This window comes from Microbacterium sp. (genome assembly GCF_035687345.1).
In the GTDB taxonomy this organism is placed as follows: domain Bacteria; phylum Actinomycetota; class Actinomycetes; order Actinomycetales; family Microbacteriaceae; genus Microbacterium.
Genome location: NZ_DASRXZ010000117.1, coordinates 12,496 through 28,740, shown reverse-complemented (window position 1 = coordinate 28,740; position 16,245 = coordinate 12,496). Strand labels below are relative to the sequence as shown.

At 70.5% G+C, this 16,245-nt stretch carries 16 protein-coding genes; 4 read left to right on the top strand and 12 right to left on the bottom strand.

Going from position 1 to position 16,245, the window contains the following annotated elements; genetic code table 11:
- The coding region (locus VFF97_RS12820) for an ATP-dependent Clp protease ATP-binding subunit (RefSeq protein WP_325033882.1) at positions 1 to 2,020 on the top strand (2,020 nt) is incomplete at its 5' end.
- 329 nt (positions 2,021 to 2,349) lie between these two features.
- Here the strand turns inward: VFF97_RS12820 and mftF are convergent.
- The 12 genes from mftF to mftA form a co-directional block, all read right to left on the bottom strand.
- Complete coding sequence (gene mftF, locus VFF97_RS12815) at positions 2,350 to 3,801, bottom strand: mycofactocin biosynthesis glycosyltransferase MftF (protein ID WP_325033881.1); 1,452 nt, start codon at positions 3,799 to 3,801, stop codon at positions 2,350 to 2,352.
- Positions 3,798 to 4,526 carry a mycofactocin biosynthesis peptidyl-dipeptidase MftE gene (gene mftE / locus VFF97_RS12810; RefSeq protein ID WP_325033880.1) on the bottom strand — a complete coding sequence of 243 codons (729 nt, stop codon included), beginning with the start codon at positions 4,524 to 4,526 and terminating at the stop codon, positions 3,798 to 3,800. Before mftE ends, mftF begins: the two co-directional genes overlap by 4 nt.
- A 25-nt stretch (positions 4,527 to 4,551) precedes the next feature.
- Entirely contained in the window at positions 4,552 to 5,814 is a 1,263-nt protein-coding gene (gene mftD, locus VFF97_RS12805) for a pre-mycofactocin synthase MftD (protein ID WP_325033879.1), read from the bottom strand.
- A gap of 266 nt (positions 5,815 to 6,080) precedes the next feature.
- Entirely contained in the window at positions 6,081 to 6,995 is a 915-nt protein-coding gene (locus tag VFF97_RS12800) for a vWA domain-containing protein (RefSeq protein WP_325033878.1), read from the bottom strand.
- A 69-nt stretch (positions 6,996 to 7,064) separates the two neighbouring features.
- Positions 7,065 to 8,030 carry a MoxR family ATPase gene (locus VFF97_RS12795; protein WP_325033877.1) on the bottom strand — a complete coding sequence of 322 codons (966 nt, stop codon included), beginning with the start codon at positions 8,028 to 8,030 and terminating at the stop codon, positions 7,065 to 7,067.
- Positions 8,027 to 8,860 carry a mycofactocin-coupled SDR family oxidoreductase gene (locus tag VFF97_RS12790; RefSeq protein ID WP_325033876.1) on the bottom strand — a complete coding sequence of 278 codons (834 nt, stop codon included), beginning with the start codon at positions 8,858 to 8,860 and terminating at the stop codon, positions 8,027 to 8,029. The genes VFF97_RS12795 and VFF97_RS12790 overlap by 4 nt, the downstream gene beginning before the upstream one ends.
- A gap of 30 nt (positions 8,861 to 8,890) precedes the next feature.
- Positions 8,891 to 9,724 carry a mycofactocin-coupled SDR family oxidoreductase gene (locus VFF97_RS12785; protein WP_325033875.1) on the bottom strand — a complete coding sequence of 278 codons (834 nt, stop codon included), beginning with the start codon at positions 9,722 to 9,724 and terminating at the stop codon, positions 8,891 to 8,893.
- A 76-nt stretch (positions 9,725 to 9,800) separates the two neighbouring features.
- Positions 9,801 to 10,625 carry a mycofactocin-coupled SDR family oxidoreductase gene (locus VFF97_RS12780; RefSeq protein WP_325033874.1) on the bottom strand — a complete coding sequence of 275 codons (825 nt, stop codon included), beginning with the start codon at positions 10,623 to 10,625 and terminating at the stop codon, positions 9,801 to 9,803.
- Between the two features lie 43 nt (positions 10,626 to 10,668).
- Positions 10,669 to 11,487 (bottom strand): mycofactocin-coupled SDR family oxidoreductase, encoded by an 819-nt coding sequence (locus VFF97_RS12775; RefSeq protein ID WP_325033873.1) that lies wholly within the window; start codon positions 11,485 to 11,487, stop codon positions 10,669 to 10,671.
- Between the two features lie 107 nt (positions 11,488 to 11,594).
- Positions 11,595 to 12,908, bottom strand: coding sequence for a mycofactocin radical SAM maturase (gene mftC, locus VFF97_RS12770; RefSeq protein WP_325033872.1), 1,314 nt, complete (start codon positions 12,906 to 12,908; stop codon positions 11,595 to 11,597).
- Entirely contained in the window at positions 12,905 to 13,174 is a 270-nt protein-coding gene (mftB, locus tag VFF97_RS12765) for a mycofactocin biosynthesis chaperone MftB (RefSeq protein WP_325033871.1), read from the bottom strand. Before mftB ends, mftC begins: the two co-directional genes overlap by 4 nt.
- A 17-nt stretch (positions 13,175 to 13,191) precedes the next feature.
- Positions 13,192 to 13,302 carry a mycofactocin precursor MftA gene (gene mftA, locus VFF97_RS12760; protein WP_325033870.1) on the bottom strand — a complete coding sequence of 37 codons (111 nt, stop codon included), beginning with the start codon at positions 13,300 to 13,302 and terminating at the stop codon, positions 13,192 to 13,194.
- 150 nt (positions 13,303 to 13,452) lie between these two features.
- Between mftA and mftR the strand changes: the two genes are divergently transcribed.
- From mftR to VFF97_RS12745, 3 genes are read left to right on the top strand one after another with little or no spacing between them, the layout of a single operon-like run.
- Positions 13,453 to 14,097: a mycofactocin system transcriptional regulator gene (gene mftR / locus VFF97_RS12755; RefSeq protein ID WP_325033869.1), complete on the top strand. Its 645-nt coding sequence runs from the start codon at positions 13,453 to 13,455 to the stop codon at positions 14,095 to 14,097.
- Positions 14,094 to 15,683 (top strand): GMC family oxidoreductase N-terminal domain-containing protein, encoded by a 1,590-nt coding sequence (locus tag VFF97_RS12750; RefSeq protein ID WP_325033868.1) that lies wholly within the window; start codon positions 14,094 to 14,096, stop codon positions 15,681 to 15,683. The genes mftR and VFF97_RS12750 overlap by 4 nt, the downstream gene beginning before the upstream one ends.
- Positions 15,684 to 15,701: 18 nt before the next feature.
- Positions 15,702 to 16,229: an amino-acid N-acetyltransferase gene (locus VFF97_RS12745; RefSeq protein ID WP_325033867.1), complete on the top strand. Its 528-nt coding sequence runs from the start codon at positions 15,702 to 15,704 to the stop codon at positions 16,227 to 16,229.
- Positions 16,230 to 16,245: the final 16 nt, after the last annotated feature.

The window sequence follows — 16,245 nt, the reverse complement described above, 5'->3', positions numbered from 1 at the left end:
GGTGCTCGACCAGTTCGGCCGCAACCTCACGCAGGCCGCACGCGAGAACAAGCTCGACCCGGTCATCGGGCGCGAGAAGGAGATCGAGCGCGTCATGCAGATCCTGTCGCGCCGGTCGAAGAACAACCCCGTCCTCATCGGCGAGCCGGGCGTCGGCAAGACCGCCGTCGTCGAGGGCCTCGCCCAGGCGATCGTCAAGGGCGACGTGCCCGAGACGCTGAAGGACAAGCAGCTGTACTCCCTCGACCTCGGGTCGCTCATCGCCGGGTCCCGCTACCGCGGTGACTTCGAGGAGCGCCTGAAGAAGGTCACGAAGGAGATCCGCACACGCGGCGACATCATCGTCTTCATCGACGAGATCCACACGCTCGTGGGTGCCGGCGCCGCCGAGGGTGCCATCGACGCCGCCTCGATCCTGAAGCCGCTGCTCGCTCGCGGCGAGCTGCAGACGATCGGTGCCACGACGCTCGACGAGTACCGCAAGCACTTCGAGAAGGACGCCGCGCTCGAGCGCCGCTTCCAGCCGATCCAGGTGGCGGAGCCCTCGCTCCCGCACGCGATCAACATCCTCAAGGGCCTGCGCGACCGGTACGAGGCGCACCACAAGGTGCAGATCACCGACGGCGCGATCGTCGCGGCGGCGAACCTCGCCGACCGCTACATCTCCGACCGCTTCCTGCCCGACAAGGCGATCGACCTGATCGACGAGGCCGGCGCCCGCCTGCGCCTGTCGATCCTGTCGAGCCCGCCCGAGCTGCGCGAGTTCGACGACCGCATCGCGAAGGTGCGCGAGCAGAAGGAGCAGGCGTCCGAGGAGCAGGACTTCGAGAAGGCCGCCGCGCTGCGCGACGAGGAGAAGTCCCTGCTCGCCGAGCGCCTGCGCCTCGAGAAGCAGTGGCGCTCGGGCGACGTCACGTCGCACGCCGTCGTCGACGAGGGCCTGATCGCCGAGGTGCTCGCCCAGGCGACCGGCATCCCGGTCTTCAAGCTCACCGAGGAGGAGAGCTCGCGCCTCGTCTTCATGGAGAAGGCGCTGCACCAGCGCGTCATCGGCCAGGAAGAGGCGATCGCCGCCCTGTCGAAGACGATCCGCCGCCAGCGTGCGGGTCTGAAGGACCCGAAGCGCCCCTCGGGCTCGTTCATCTTCGCCGGCCCCACGGGTGTCGGAAAGACCGAGCTCGCCAAGGCGCTCGCGGAGTTCCTCTTCGACGACGAGGCAGCACTCATCTCGCTCGACATGTCGGAGTTCGGTGAGAAGCACACCGTCTCGCGTCTGTTCGGCGCCCCTCCCGGCTTCGTCGGCTTCGAAGAGGGTGGCCAGCTGACCGAGAAGGTCCGCCGCAAGCCGTTCTCGGTCGTGCTGTTCGATGAGATCGAGAAGGCGCACCCCGACATCTTCAACTCGCTCCTGCAGATCCTCGAAGAGGGTCGTCTCACCGACGGTCAGGGGCGTGTGGTCGACTTCAAGAACACGGTGATCATCATGACCACCAACCTGGGGGCGCGCGACATCGCGGGCGGCCCGGTCGGGTTCCAGGTCGAGGGCGACAACTCCACGACCTACGACCGCATGAAGGGCAAGGTCAACGAAGAGCTCAAGCGGCACTTCAAGCCCGAATTCCTCAACCGCGTCGACGACATCATCGTCTTCCCGCAGCTGACCAAGCCCGAGCTCATCCAGATCGTGGACCTCTTCACGAAGCGTCTCGGCGAGCGCCTGCTCGACCGTGACATGACGCTCGAGCTGTCGATGCCCGCGAAGGAGAAGCTCATCGAGATCGGGTTCGACCCGGCCCTCGGCGCCCGCCCGCTGCGTCGTGCGATGCAGCGCGAGGTCGAGGACCGCCTGTCCGAGAAGATCCTCCACGGCGAGCTCAACTCGGGCGACCACGTGAAGGTCGACGTCCAGGACGGCGAGTTCGTCTTCGAGAGCGGCCCGCGCGGCGAGAAGGTCGCCGTCGGCGCCGGCGTCCGGGGCGAGATCTCGGCGACGCCCGACATCGCGGCGTCGGCCGGCTGAGCTGACTGCATAGAACGGGGGCGGATGCTGCGGCATCCGCCCCCGTTCTGTCGTCGGCCGAGCGTGCGGACGTGCGCAACTCCGGAGATCCGCGTGCGCCGGCTGCCCGGGGGCCGGGTTCGGCGCCGGATGGCCGGGTCTCTCCGGAGTTCGGGGCGGGCGGCGCCCACGCGCGAGGAGCCCGCGCGTGCGGGCGCCGGGACGGCGGGGCGTGAAAGCGCCGGACGGCGGGGCGTGAAAGCGCCGGATGGCGGGGCGTGAAAGCGCCGGGACGGATCGGGCCGAGAGGGGTTGTGGCGGCTCGCTCGGTGCGGTTCAGCCCGGCGCTTTCACGCGCGCCGGGACGAAGCCGCCGCCTCAGGCCCTCGGCGCACGCCGCGTGTCGGCTTCGGCGTGCGGATGATCGCGGGAAGCAGCGCCTTGGCAGACCGGCCGCGCAGCGCGCCCCACCACACTCCGCCGCCGTACGCGATGTCGTCGAGGCGGCGCGCGACGCCGAAGCGAACCGGGTCGAGCTTCGGCCTCAAGCGCAGGAACTCCCACACGACGTCGGCGACCGCGGCGATCGCGGCCGCACGGCGCATCGTCTTCGAGAAGAGGCCGACCACGACGGTGACCGGCCACCAGTGGCGCAGCAGAAGTGCGAAACCTTGGCCGAGGGCGGCGATCATCCCGTTGAGGGTGAGCCGCGCCGCGATCGGCCACGGGCGACGGACGTGCCCGAGGCGCTTCACGATGCGGCCGGCGACGATCACGCCGGTGAGCGCGATCGCTGGCAGCGACCACTTCTTCTGCACGAAGAGGAGCGCGAGCACGAGTGCTCCCCACGGGGGCAGCACGACCGGGGCGACGTCTTGCGGGTGGCGCACCGCGAGCAGGTGTGCGCCCGTGCCGTAGAAGAACTTGCGCCCGAGCCACGTGCGAAGCCGCGTGCGATGCTCGTGCCGCACGGCGGCGGCCGGCTCGAACCGCACGCGGTGCCCCTCGTCGACGAGTCGCCACACGAGGTCGACGTCCTCGCCGACGCGCATCGACGCGTCGAACCCTTCGCCGAGATGCCCGACACGTGCCACCAGACACGTGCTCGACACCCACGTGACGGGGCTGCGCGGCCGCACGCTCGCCGAGTCGCCGCCCAGGTCGAGCGACGATCGCGCGTTCTCGTACCGTGTGATCCAGTTCGCCCGCTCGGTGTCGAGCCCCACGACGCGGGGCGCCGCCATCGCGAGCTTCGGATCGGCGAAGTGCCGCAGCAGCAGTTCGAAGCATCCGTCCTCGAGCACGACGTCCGAGTCGACGAACGCGACGAACGGCGTCTCGGCCGCGGCGAGCCCCGCGTTGCGCGCGGCGGCCGCCCCGACGTTGCGGTCGAGCGCGACGAGCTGCGCGCCATGGGCCGACACGACGGATGCCACGGCCTCCGCCCGCACCGACGCATCGTCGACCACGATCACCCGTGCCACCTCGCGGGGAACGCTCGCGAGCAGGCGAGCGAGCTGCGCGGGGCGGTCATGCACGGGGATGACGACCGTGAGCTCGGAGAGCGGGATCGTCGGGAGGGACTCCGCCACGGGGTCGCCCATCCCTGTCGCGAGGAGGTGTTCGGCGAGCGCGCGGGTTGCGGCGTCGCGCACCACGAGCTCCCGCCCGTCGAAGGCCTCGATCGCGCCGCGCTTGAGCCGCGCGACGCGCGTAGGGGAGCCGCCGATGAGCACACGTCCACCGTCCTCGACGCGCGTGTGCCGGTTGAGGCGGACCGTGAACCCGTCGGGCAATGTCATGCGGGGGGCCCGGGGGCGAGGCATCCGTTGTCGGCCACCGTTCCCGCCGACAGGCGGGCCCAGGCCGTGTCGCAGAGCTCCGCGAACAGTCGCGCGCCGTGGTCGGCGGAAGCGCCCGTGGGGTCGCCGAGCACGCCGTTCGGCGCAACCCCCTTCACGCCCTCGGCACGCAGCCGGGGGAGCAGTTCGGCGATGGGCGCGGTCGCACCGGGCTCGGCGAGGTCGAGGCGCACGTGCGCGGGCCACAGGTGGAGCATGAGAGAAGTCTCGTCGAAACCCGCGTGGGCGTCGGTGCCGTGCTCGAGCGCGCACGGCAGCCACGCGGCGTCGCGCCGCTCCGAGCGAAGGGTCGGCACGGCGTCGCGGAGCGCCTCGAGGTTGCCTCCGTGCCCGTTCACGAACACGATGCGCTCGGCCCACTCCGACGCCGAGCGTCCGATCTCGAGCAGTGCGAAGGCCAGCGCGGCGGTGCCCAGCGAGATGGTTCCCGCGAAGCCCTGATGCTCGCCGCTCGCGCCGAACACGAGGGGCGGTGCCACGATCGCGTCGCGGTGGTCCGCCCGCCACCGCTCGGCGAGGTCGTCGGCGACGGCGGCCGCGATGAACGTGTCGGTCGACACCGGCAGGTGCGGACCGTGCTGCTCGGTCGAGCCGAGCGGCACGAGGAGCAGTGACCGCGGAACATCGCGCCACGTGCGCGAGGCGAGATGCGGCGAATCGGCCATCACACGGAGCGTTCGTCGGGGTCGATCACGCGCTGCCGCCCGCGACCTTCTCCTTCGGCTTCGACGGGTCCTTCCGCACCGCGGGGCGCGACGAGCGCGGCTTCGGCGCAGCGGCCTCCTTGCCCAGCTCGCGCGTGAAGCCCTCCGGGATCCACAGGTCCTCGCGGCGCAGCTCCTGCACGGATGCGCGTCCGAGACCGAGCACGGCCGAGTCGAGACCGCCGCGCAGGATGTCGAGCACGTTCTCGACGCCGGCCTGACCGTTCGCGGCGAGGCCCCACAGGTACGCACGGCCGATCATGACGGCCTTCGCGCCGAGCGCGAGGGCCTTCGCGACATCGCCGCCGCGCCGGATGCCGCCGTCGAGCAGCACCTCGATCTGGTCTCCGACCGCTTCGGCGATGCCGGGCAGCATCCGGATCGCCGCCGGCGTCGAGTCGAGGTTGTTGCCGCCGTGGTTCGAGACCGAGATCGCCGTGACGCCCGCGTCGACGGCGCGCTTCGCGTCGTCGAGGCGCGACACGCCCTTGAGCATGAACGGGCCGTCCCACTGCTCGCGCAGCCACGCGACGTCCTCCCACGTGGGAAGCGGCGTCTGCATCCACTCGCCGTACGCGCCGAAGAACGTGGGGGACTCCTGACCGGGGAGCGTGAGGTTCGGCGTCGTGAGGTCAGGGACGCGACCGGTCTTGGCGAAGCTCCACAGCCACGAGGGCTTCACAATCGCCTGCGGTGCGAAGCGGATCGCGGCCTCGAGCGTCAGGCGCTCGGGGATCCAGGGGCTGCCCCAGTCGCGGCCGTTCGAGAACGACCAGTCCAGCGTCGCGATGATGCCCTTCGCGCCCGCCGCCTTCGCGCGCTCGAGCCGCTGGAGCATGACGTCGCGCGTGCCCATCCAGTACATCTGGTAGAACGTGTTCGGATTCGCCGCGACGACGTCCTCGATCGGCTTGCTCGCGAACGAGCTGAGCCCCATGATCGTGCCGCGGTTGGCGGCCGCGCGCGCGACGGCGACCTCGCCCTCGGGGTGGACCGCCTGCACGCCCGTCGGCGAGATGAGCACGGGGAAAGAGATGTCGATGCCCATGACCGTCGTCGACAGCGACCGCTCGCCCGACAGTCCGGCCACGTGCGGCGCGAATCCGAGCTCGGCGAACGCCTTGAGGTTGTCTTCGTATGTCACCCCGCGTTCGGAGCCCGCGAGCAGGGCGCTGTAGACCGAGCCGGGCAACCGCTTCTTCGCGCGTCGCTGCGCCTCGGCGACCGTCTCGAACCAACCGTTAGCCATTGTGGTGACCTCCTCGTCGACATCGGCCAGTGTAATGGCACCGAGTGCCAAATCGAAGGGGGGTTTCGTGAGGCGAGAGGCCGGCCTATAGTCGGCGCTTCGTCTCGCTGCGCTCGCTCCGCGTCCGGGGACGGGTCGGCGCTTCGTCTCGCTGCGCTCGCTCAGCGTCCGGGGACGGGTCGGCGCTTCGGCTCGCTGCGCTCTCTCACGCCTTCCCCCGGTCGCTGAGCGAGGAGCGCAGCGACGAGACGAAGCGGTCCCCGGCGCTACCCCGCGAACATCGCACTGAGCGCGGGCGCGACGTCGCGGTGGCTGCGGATCACGCGGCACAGGCCCCGCCCGCGCGCCGCGAGCTCGCGACCGAGCTCCAGGTCGTTCTCGCCCGACACGTCCAGCAGCACGTCGAGCCGCGGGAGCCGCGCGGCGAACGGTCGCGGGTCCGGCCCCGCGTTGTGCACGCAGTCCGACAGGAGGATCGCACGCGCGTCGCGCACGGGCGCGAGCGCGAGCTGCTTCGCGGCGAGCTCGAGCGGGAAAGCGACGTTCGTGAGACCCCGCGCGGGCAGCCGCAGCAGGGCGTCGAGCACGCGGTCGGGCACGACCTCGTTGCCGAGGCCGAGCAGGATCGCGGCATCCGACCAGAACGCGATCACGCCGAGGGCGTCGCGATGCAGCTCGCCCGCGAGCGCGCCCACCGTCGCCGCGGCCGTGCGGATCCGCTCGCCCCGCATCGAGCCCGACACGTCGACGAGCAGCACGACCGACCGCTTCGTGCGCACGCGCTCGCGCACGATGATGTCCTCGTCCTCGGGGATCGGGCGTTCGGCGAGCACCTCGATCGTGCGGTCGAGGTCGATGTCGTCGGATGCTCCGCGGTACGGCACGCTCGCGAGGTCGCCGACGCCGCGGCGCGACGTCACGTCCCGTCGAGCGCGGGGAACCGCGAGGCGCGCCGCGATCTGCCGCGCCCGCGCGCGCACCTGCGGGTCGAGATCGACCGCCTCATCCGGAACCGGGACGATGCTCCCGTGCTCGACGGTCACGGCGCGAGCGCGCCCGCCGGGCATCGCGCTCGCCGGCCTCCGCGTGCCACCCGAGCCGATCACGACCGCGCCCGCGGCGCCGCGAGACAGATCGAACGCCTGCGGCGGCTCCTCGAGCTCCTTCGGCCGCCGGCGCAACGGCGCGCCGCGAGCGGCGGTGCGCCTGCTGCTGCGCCGCTGGATCGGCGAGTCCGCCGCGACTTCTCTTCACCCCGGGGCGGCCTGGTGCGGATGCAGGATGAACCGGTCCTCCCACAGCTCGCGCAGGACGCGCTCGGGCGTCGTCTCGGCGGCCTCGTCGAGGTGGATGCGGCCCGACAGTGCGACGATCATCGCGTCGAACACCATCTCGGGGTAGTCCGCGTCCTCCGGGTCGTCGAGCCCTCGCAGCGCGGCGAGTCGCTGCGCGACGAGCACGGTGTCGATCGCGCCGCGCACGCTCGAGCCCTGCCGGACGTCCTCGTGCTCGCGGGTCGCGCGCGTCACGGCGACGGCGTCGCCGACGAGCTGCTCGCCGACAGGACCCGATGCCCCGGTCCGCAGTCGCACGATCTCCTCTTCGGCCTCGGCGCTCTGGTAGTCGACAGCGAGCCGGTTGAGTCGGTCGTGCACGCTCGTGGAGAGCCGCGTCGTGCCGACGTTGTCGTACGGGTTCATCGACGCGATCACGCGGAATGTCGGAAGAGCGCGGATGCGGCCGACCCGCGGCACCGCGATCGAGCGGTCCGCCATCGCCGTGAGCAGCGTGTTGAGTGTGTCCTCGGGGGCGCGGTTGAACTCCTCGATGTAGAGGAACCCGCCGTGCTGCATCGCCTCGACGAGCGGACCGGGCACGAAGTTGTCGGCCGAGTAGTCCTCGCGCAGCACGCGCGCCGGGTTGTGGTGCCCGACGAGCTTCGCGGGCGTGAGGTCGGCGTTGCCCTCGACGAACAGCAGCGGGATGCCCCACTCCCGCGTGATCGCGGTCAGCATCGTCGTCTTGCTCGTGCCCGGAGGGCCTTCCAGCACGATGTCGCGGCCGGCCGCCACGGCGGCGAGGGTCAGCTCGAGCTCGCGCTCGCGGCCGACGATGTGGCGCGCGATGCGCTCGCGGCTCTCGCGCAGCGATGCGGCGTCGCCGCCGGGAAGCGTGTGCTCCCCGGCGGCGACGGGTGCGGCATCCGTCTCGCTCACTTCTGCGTCGACCCCGCGTCGACCGGCAGCTGGACGCCCGTCACGTACCTCGATTCGTCCGAGGCGAGCCACAGGACGGCGTTCGAGATGTCGACGGGCTCCACCCACGGCACCGGTAGCGCGTTCATGGTCTCCATGCGCCCGCGGAACTCGTCCTTCGTGCGCTGGTCCTCCGGCAGATCCGGCATGAACAGCGCGTAGAGCGCGTCGTTCTGGATCATGTCGGTGTCGACACTCGTCGGATGCACCGTGTTGACGCGGATGTTGTCGGGTGCCAGCTCGAGCGCGAGCGTGCGCATGACACCGACGACGCCGTGCTTCGACGCGACGTAGTGCACGAAGTTCGGGAACCCCTTGATCCCCGCCGTCGAGCTCGTGATGATGATCGATCCGCCGCCTGCGGCCCGAAGGTGCGGGATCGCGGCCTTCGCGGTGTGCCACACGCCCGTGAGGTTGACGGCGATCATGTCGTTCCACGCCTCGTCGGTCAGCTCCTCGGCGGTCGCGTTTGAGAAGATGCCGGCGTTGGCCGACACGATGTCGAGCCGCCCGAGCTGGGCCACGCCCTCGTCGAGCGCCGCCTTCAGCCCCTCGTAGTCGCGCACGTCCGCCTCGCTCGCGACGATGCGGCGGTCGAGCGCCTCGACTTGGCGCACCGTCTCGGCGAGGTCGTCCGCCGTCGCCATGCCGTACGGCACGGTGTCGATCTGCTTCGCGAGGTCGACCGCGATGATGTCCGCGCCCTCCTGGGCCATGCGGATCGCGTGCGAGCGACCCTGCCCGCGGGCCGCGCCCGTGATGAATGCGACCTTTCCGTCCAGTCGTCCCATGGTGTTCTCCTTTCGATCCACTCGATCAGGTCACTTCACGGCCGCACCGGCGTCGACCGGCAGCGGCACGCCCGTCACGTAGCGAGCCTCATCCGAGGCGAGCCAGAGCACCGCGTTCGAGATGTCGACCGGCTCGACCCACGGGATCGGCAGCGCGTTGATGCCGGCCGCCGCCTCCTTGAAGTCGTCGACGGTGGGGTTCTCGAGGTCGGGCCGGAACAGCCGATAGGTCGCGTCGTTGTTGACCATCGGCGTGTCCACGACCGTCGGGTGCACGCTGTTGACGCGGATCATGTGCGGCGCGAGCTCGAGCGCGAGCGTGCGCATGAGGCCCACGACGCCGTGCTTTGCGGAGACGTAGTGGGCGATGTTCGGGAACGCGAACAGCCCCGCGTCGGAGCTCGTGATGATGATCGACCCGCCGCCCGATGCCTTCAGGTGGGGGATCGCCGCCTTGCACGTGCGCCATACGCCGTTGAGATTGACGTCGACCATGTCGACCCACATCTCCTCCGACAGCTCCTCGGCCGGGGCCATCGCGGTCGAGATGCCGGCGTTCGCGGCGACGATGTCGAGCCGCCCGAGCTGGGCGACGCCCTCGTCGACGGCGGACTTGAGCGCGTCGAAGTCGCGCACGTCGGCCTTGGTCGCGACGATGCGGCGGTCGAGCGCCTCGACCTGGCGCACGGTCTCTGCGAGGTCCTCCTGCGTGGCCGGTCCGTAGGGCGCGCCCGGGACCTCTTCCAGCACGTCGATCCCGATGATGTCGGCGCCCTCCTGCGCGAGCCGGATCGCGTGCGACCGACCCTGGCCGCGCGCGACGCCCGTGATGAAGGCCACTTTGCCCTCGACTCTTCCTGCCATTTCCGATTCCCTTCCTCCTCGTCGAGATGGGGGTGTGCCGGATGCCGCGCTCCGACGTCCGCGGCATCCGGACTTCTCAGTACTGCGTGTTGCCCGCGTCCACCGTCATCGCGAGGCTTGTGACGTAGCGCGATTCGTCGGAGGCGAGGAAGATCACCGCGTTCGAGATGTCGATCGGCTCCGTCATCTGGATGGGGAGCAGGTTCGACATCATGGGCATGAGCCGCGGGTGTGCGGCCATGATCTCCTGGATCTTCGTCGCCTTCTCCGGGTCGCCGAGTTGTCCCATCGGGGTGTCGACGCCCGTCGGATGGATGGAGTTGACGCGGATGCCGTGCTCCGACAGCTCGGTCGCGAACGCCCGCATGAGCCCGACGACGCCGTGCTTCGATGCGACGTAGGCCGTGAGGAACGGCAGTCCCTTCAGGCCCGCGGCGGAGCTCGTCATGATGATCGAACCGCCGCCGCCCTCGACCAGGTGCGGCGCGGTGTGCCGCACGGTGTTCCACACGCCCTTGAGGTTCGTGTCGATCGTCTGGTCCCAGACCTCCTCGGAGGTCTCGTCCCACGTGGTCATGACGCAGATGCCCGCGTTCGCGACGACGATGTCGAGCTTCCCGAGCTGTGCGACGCCGTCTTCGACGGCCTTCTTGACCGCCGCGCCGTCGCGCACGTCGACCTGCGCCGAGACGATGCGCCGGTCGAGCGCCTCGACCTGTCGCACCGTCTCCGCGAGATCCTCCGGTGTCGCGGACGGGTACGCGACGTTCGGGATCGTGTCGCACAGGTCGACCGCGATGATGTCGGCGCCCTCCTGCGCGAGTCGCACAGCGTGGGACCGACCCTGTCCGCGGGCGGCTCCCGTGATGAAGGCGACCTTGCCTTCGACTCTTCCTGCCATCTCTGTTTCCTCCCCTTGATCTCCGCCTCCGTTGGCGGATGCCTCAGCGCTTGTTCGTGAATCCGGCGTCGACCGGCAGTGTGACGCCCGTGACGTACCTGCCCGCATCCGAGACGAGGAACAGGATCGCGTTCGAGATGTCGACGGCCTCGATCATGTCGACGGGCAGGGCGTTCGCCATCGCCTGACCCATCTGCGGGTCCTGCTCGAGGAACTTCTGCATGACCTCGTTGACCACCATGGGCGTGTTGACACCTGTCGGGTGGACGGTGTTCACGCGGATGCTGTGCGGCGCGAGCGTGTTCGCATACGAGCGCATGAGGCCGACGACGCCGTGCTTCGACGCCGTGTAGCCGAGCCCGCCCGGGGTGTCTCCGCCGATGCCGTTGATGCCCGCCGTCGAGCTCGTGATGACGATCGCGCCGCCGCGACCGCCCTCGATCATCGACGGCTTCGCGACCTCGATCGTGTGGTAGACGCCCGTGAGGTTGACGTCGAGCACGTCGTACCACTCCTGCGGCGACGGCTCGAGCGACAGCGGGGCGATGCCCGCGTTGGCGAGCACGATGTCGACGGGGCCCAGCTGGGCCGTGCCCTCGTCGAACGCCTTCTGCAGCGACTCGCGGTCGCGCACGTCGGCCTGCGCCGCGAAGATGCGCCGGTCGAGCGCCTCGACCGCGCTCACCGTCTCCTTGAGGTCGTCCGGCGTCGACATCGGGTAGCCGACCGTCTCGATCTGCGAGCAGATGTCGACGGCGATGATGTCGGCACCCTCCTGCGCGAGGCGGATCGCGTGCGAGCGTCCCTGCCCTCGTGCTGCGCCGGTGATGAAGGCGACCTTGCCCTCGAGAACTCCTGCCATCTCTTGTCCTCCCTCTCTCATCGAGGGCGAACCGGAGCGGCCCCGCGGGAGACCGCACCCCACTTCGGCGCCCGCCTCGTCGCGGGCGTCTCGTGGTTGCTCGGGTCTTACGCGTGGCTGGAGCGGCTGCCCTCCTGTTGGCGCCCATCGGCGCCTGTGGTCTGCTGCGGGACGAATCCCGCGAGCGGGTTCTCCTCGCACGCACTCACGGGCGGGCGGGAGAGGTCGTTCCTACGCTGGATGGTCACGCGCACGGGGCCCGTGCCGGAGCGGGGCCGGGGCGGGGAAGTCCGGTGGGAGTGGTCGCCCGACGGCTTCGGGATGCCGCCGCCGGAGTCCTTGTGCTTCGCGAGCGCCTCCTCGCCGAAGCCGCGCACGCACTCCGGGTCGGGCCCGTCGAGCGGCAGGCCCGTGAAGAACTTCGCGGCCATGCAGCCGCCCTTGCACGTGTCGAAGAACTGACACGACGAGCATGCTCCGCCCGACTGCGGCTGACGCAGGCGCGTGAACAGCTCGGACTCGCGCCACACGCGCTCGAAGCCGCCGGGCTGGCGGATGTTGCCCGCGAGGAACTCGTCGTGGATGGCGAACGGGCATGCGTAGACGTCGCCGACAGGGTCGATGAGGCACACGACGCGGCCCGCGCCGCACAGGTTCAAGCCGGGCAGCGCCTGCCCGTAGGCGGAGAGGTGGAAGAAGGAGTCGCCCGTCAGGACGTTCTCGCCGTTCGCGACGAGCCAGTCGTACAGCTCGCGCTGCTGCCCAGCGGTGGGGTGGAGCTCGTCCCACACATCGGCGCCGCGGCCCGAAGGGCGCAGGCGGGTGAGGCGCAGCTGCGCGCCGTAGCGGTCGGCGATCGCCTTGAACTCGTCGAGCTGCGGAATGTTCGTGCGCGTGCACACGACCGACAGCTTGAAGTTCTTCATGCCGGCGTCCGCGAGGTTCTGCATCGCCCGCATCGCGGTCTCGTACGACCGAGGACCGCGGATCGCGTCGTTGACGTCGGCGGTCGCGCCGTCGAGCGAGATCTGCACGTCGACGTAGTCGTTCGCGGCCAGCATCGCCGCGACATCCGGCGTGATCTTGACCCCGTTGGTCGAGAACTTGACGCCCACGTGGTGGCTGGTGGCGTACTCGACGAGCTCCCAGAAGTCAGGGCGCACGGTCGGCTCGCCGCCCCCGATGTTGACGTAGAAGACCTGCATGCGCTCGAGCTCGTCGATGACGGCCTTGCACTCCTCGGTCGTCAGCTCGCGCGGGTCGCGGCGTCCGGAGCTCGACAGGCAGTGCACGCACGAGAGGTTGCACGCGTACGTGAGTTCCCACGTGAGGCAGATGGGCGAGTCGAGCCCGAACTCGAACAGGTCGACGAGCCGCGTCCCCGTCGTGGGACGCGTCGGTGCGTCGAGGGCGATCGTCATGCTGCTGCGCGCTCCTGGATCATGTGTGACTCGGCGAGCGTGTCGAGCGCCCGCAGGTATCGGCCATACTGGTCCGGCGCGACGCCGGCGGCCTCGCACGCCGAGCGCACGCTGGGTGCATCGGCGAGGCCTTCGACGATCGCGAGCAGTGTGCGGTCCTTGAGGAACGACAGCTTGCGGGTGCCGAAGTGGTAGAGCAGGGCGCCGAACGGCTCAGGCCTCACCGAGACCTGAGGGTGCAGGCGCCACGCCGAGTCGGGGTTCACGGGTCTTGCGGCGCTTGTCAGTAGACGCCGCACATGCCGTCGATCGAGACTTCCTCGACGAGCGTGTCGACCTCGATGACGTCCTGCGCAGCGCTCTCGGGTTCTGCCACAATCTGCTTCGAGTCCATGGGATGCTCCTTCGTGGGGCTGGTCATCTTCTTCGATGCCCCGATGCGGGCGATACTAATGACACCGAGTGCCGATTGGAAGAGTCCCTTGCCGAAGGGCCTCCCACCTATCGGAAGCCGCCCAGAATCGCGGCGCCATGAGGAGGACGAATGACGCTCGACGCGGATCGTCTCGAAGCGGATGCCCCCGCCCCCGCACCCGAGTCGCAACGCGCTCGCATGGGCCGTGCCCCCGTCACCACCCACGGCGAACTGAGCCACCTCGCCCTGGGGCTGTTCCTCGAGCGGGGGTTCGACAAGACGACGGTCGACGACATCGTCCGGGCGGCCGGCATCGGCCGCCGCACGTTCTTCCGCTACTTCGCGTCGAAGAACGACCTGCCGTGGGGTGATTTCGACAGGCTCCTCGACGAGATGCGCGCGCACCTGGCGGCGATGCCCGACGACATCCCCCTCATGGATGCGCTGCGGGAGGCCGTCGTCGACTTCAACCGCTTCCCCGACGAGGAGCTCACATTCCACCGCGAGCGCATGTGGCTGCTGCTGAACGTGCCGAGCCTCGTCGCGCACTCGACGCTGCGCTACGCGTCGTGGCGCCAGGTCATCGCGGAGTACGTCGCCCGGCGCCTCGGCGTCGGGATCGACTCCCTCACGCCGCAGGCGATCGCGTGGTCGTGCCTCGGACTGTGCCTCGCCGCGTACGAGCAGTGGCTCGCGCACGACGACGCCGACCTGCTGGAGCTGCTCGACGCCTCGTTCCGGCGTCTCGCCGCGGCGTATTCGAGCGCCGCATGACGCGGGTCGTGGTGGTGGGCGGCGGCGCCGCCGGTGCGCCGCTCGCGGCCCGGCTGAGCGAGGACCCCGATCGCGAGGTCGTGCTCGTCGAGGCGGGCCCCGCGCCCGAGCGCTTCCCGGCAGACCTGCTGGACGGCACGACCGTCCAGGGCGCGATGCCGGGGCATCCGTTCAGCTGGTCGTATCTCGGTCACCTCACGCCCGACCTGCCGTACACGATCGCGCGCGGACGCGTGCTCGGCGGCTCGAGTGCGATCAACGGCGGGTACTTCGTGCGGGCGCGTCCCGGCGACTTCGAACGATGGGCGGATGCCGCCGGCCCCGCATGGTCGTACGAGAGGGCGCTGCCCGTGCTGAAGGCGCTCGAGAGCGACCGCGACTTCGGGCCGGGAGAGTGTCACGGCTCGTCGGGGCCGATGCCCGTCGCACGCCCCCGGCAGGACGGCGTCGTCGCGCGCGCGTTCACGGCGGCAGCGCGCGAGCTCGGCTTCACGGAGGAGCCCGACAAGAACGCGCCGGGTGCGCCGGGGATCGGACCGGTGCCCGCGAACGTCATCGAGGGGGTGCGCGTCAACACGGCGCTCGCGTACCTTGCTGGCGCGCGCGATCGGCCGAACCTGCGGATCGTCGCCGACACGCGTGTGCTGCGCGTGCGCTTCGAGGGTTCGCGTGCGGTGGGCGTCGAGACGACGTCCGGCGTGATCGAGGGTGACGAGGTCGTGCTGTGCGCGGGCGCGATCGGCACGCCGCACCTGCTGTTCGCGTCGGGGGTGGGTCCCCGCGCGCACCTCGAGTCGGTTGGGGTGCGGGTCGTGAGCGACCTGCCCGTGGGCGAGGCCTTCAGCGACCACCCCGACATCGCGGTCGGGTGGAAGGCGCGTCGGCCCGTGTTCGACCCAGGCGAGCGGTTCGCGTTCCCGACGGCGCTCAACTTCTCGTCCGGGGCACCGGGCGGCGAGGACGGCGACCTCGAGGTGCTGCTGTCGGTCAAGCCGCTCGGATACCTGCTGACCGGGTCCACGCGGACGTTCGCCAGCGGCCTGCGGGCGGTGGCGCGGCATCCGATTCGCACCCTTCGCGGGGTCATGGGGGCGTCGGCCCGTCGTATGGCGGCCCAGCTCGCGCACGCGGACGACCTGCAGCTCATCGTGGGCCTGCAGCGGCCGGAGGGGCGCGGGTCGATCACGCTCCAGTCGGACGACCCGACCGCGCCGCCGCGCATCGACTACCGGTACCTCGAGGAGGAGTCCGACCTGGCGCGCATGCGCGTCGGCATCCGCACGGCCGCCGCGCTCCTGCGCTCGGACGCATTCGACGGCCTGCTGGACCGGCTCACCGAGCTCGACGACGCGACCCTCGACGACGACGCGCGGCTCGACGCGTGGATGCGCGCGCACCTCGGCACGGCAATCCACCTGTGCGGATCGGCGCCCATGGGTCCCGTGCTCGACGGCGAAGGACGCGTGCACGGCGTCGAGGGACTGCGCGTCGCCGACACGTCGATGCTCCCGGATGTCCCGTCGCGGGGTCCCTTCGCGACGGCGGTGTTCATCGGCGAGCACGTCGCGCGGCTCATGCGCGGGTGACCGCTCTAGGCTGAACGCGTGAGCGACTTCACGGTCCGGCGGGCGCGCACCGCCGACATCCGGGGCATCCAGTCGATGCTCGAGCCGTACGTGCAGCGGCGCATCCTGCTCGGCAAGGACCTCGTCGTGCTGTACGAGTCGACGCAGCAGTTCGTCGTCGCCGAGGACGCGCACGGCCGGCTGATCGGATGCGGCGCCCTGCACGTCATGTGGGAGGACCTCGGCGAAGTCCGCACGCTCATCGTCATCGACGAGTGGCTTCATCGCGGAGTGGGGCGGGCGCTCGTCGAGCGGCTCGAGGCGGATGCGCGCGAGCTCGGCCTCAAGCGACTGTTCTGCCTCACCTTCGAGGTCGAGTTCTTCGAGCGCCGCGGGTTCTCGCCGATCGGCGAGATGATCGTCGACCCCGACGTCTACTCGCAGCTCGTGCGCAGCCCCGACGAAGGTGTCGCCGAGTTCCTCGACCTCGCCCACGTCAAGCCGAACACGCTCGGCAACACCCGCATGCTGAAGGTGCTCGACCCGGAGGAGTCCTCCGGTCGCTGAGCCCGTCGAAGCGTCG